General features: G+C 66.5%; 1 protein-coding gene. It reads right to left on the bottom strand.

Going from position 1 to position 1,466, the window contains the following annotated elements:
* Positions 1–1,416 (bottom strand): MCP four helix bundle domain-containing protein (locus AB4Y84_RS21570; RefSeq protein ID WP_442250919.1); only part of this gene is annotated, 1,416 nt, incomplete at its 3' end.
* Positions 1,417–1,466 lie beyond the last annotated feature (50 nt).

Below are 1,466 nucleotides of genomic sequence, written 5' to 3'. Positions count from 1 at the left end.
GGCGAACACGCCCTGGTAGTCRCCRTGCATGCGCACGGTCAGGTCACCCTGCGACAGTGCGGCGAGCAGGCCGGAGATCTGTTCGATGCTGCCCGAGTTGGCGTCCAGCAGGCCGTTGATCTGCTGGGCCAGCTGCAGGAAGAAGCCTTCCTTGTCGTTGGCATCGATGCGGCCGGACAGGTCGCCGGCAGCGGCCTGGGCGATCACCCGTGCCACTTCCGCCTCGACCTGCGCTTCCTGGGTGCGGTCGCGCCATTCCACCACGTAGCCGACGGTGTCGCCGTCTTCGTTGCGGATGGTCGACACAACCTGGGCGAACTGGGCATCGCCGTACTGCATCGGGCGGCGGGCAACGCCATGCTGCTTGAGGTTGGCCAGCAGGGTGTTGTCCATCTCGCCGCGGTGTTCAAGCACGGTGACCGGCTTGCCGACCAGCGAGGCGTGGACGTCGAAGTCGGGTAGGTCGCGGCGCAACTCGTCCTGGTACTGGGCCAGGGTCTGCTGCAGGGCGCGGTTGCTGTAGACGATGGTGTTGTTGGGGTCGGTCAGGTAGACGCCGGTCGAGCTGTAATCCAGCGCGGTGCGGATGCGCAGGTTCTCGCGGGCGATGGCCTGGTCGGTTTCGGTGCGCTCGCGCAGGTCGCGCTGCATGCGCTGCATGGCCTGCATCAGTTCGCCCACTTCGTCCTGGCGGCTGACATCGATGTGACCATCGAGCTTGCCACCGGCGACGTCGTTGGCCACCGAGACGGCGCCACGCACGCTGCCGACCAGGGCACGGGCGAACAGCCACACCAGCACCAGGCCGAGCGCGGCGCCGCCGAGCAGGGCGATGACGGTCAGCACGGCCGAGGCGGAGTAGGTGGAGGCGGCTTCGTCGCGCGAGGCGCGGGCGAGGCGGTTGTCTTCGGCGATCAGCGCTTCAAGCGCTGCGCCGGCCTTGCGGTGTTTGGTGCGGGTCTCGCCGACGAAGGTGTCGATCGCATCGTCGGGCAGGTCCAGCTCCAGCATTTCGGTGACGCTGTCATAGGAGGCCAGCGCGTCCTTCCAGTCCTTGGCGAAGGTGTCGAACAGCTTCTTCTGCTGTGCGTTGTCGACCAGCTTCGGATAGTCCTTGATCGACTTGTCCATGCTGGTGCGCAGTTCGACGGCCTGCTTGCGGGCGTCGGCCTTGACGTCGTCGCTGGCGCGGATCAGCTGCTGGTAGGCGCTGTTGCGGTACTCGCCGAGCATGCCGCGCATCTCGCCGGCCATGCGGATGCTCTCCATGCGTGAACCGGCCAGCTCGGTGGTCACGTTGTTCAGCGAATGCAGGCCACGGTAGGCGACGATGCCCTGCAGCAGCATCACCAGCAAGAGGACACCGAAGGTCAGCATGAGCTTCGGCATCAGTTTCAGGTTGTTGATCCACGGCATGGGCGTTGCGATCTCCTAAGGCAGACGCGGCCGGGCGCGGGGCCCGGTTG

The organism is Stenotrophomonas sp. 2YAF22 (genome assembly GCF_052114665.1).
GTDB classification, from domain to species: domain Bacteria; phylum Pseudomonadota; class Gammaproteobacteria; order Xanthomonadales; family Xanthomonadaceae; genus Stenotrophomonas; species Stenotrophomonas indicatrix.
The sequence above is the reverse complement of the archived record's forward strand: the minus strand, read 5'-3'. Positions and strand labels throughout refer to the sequence as shown.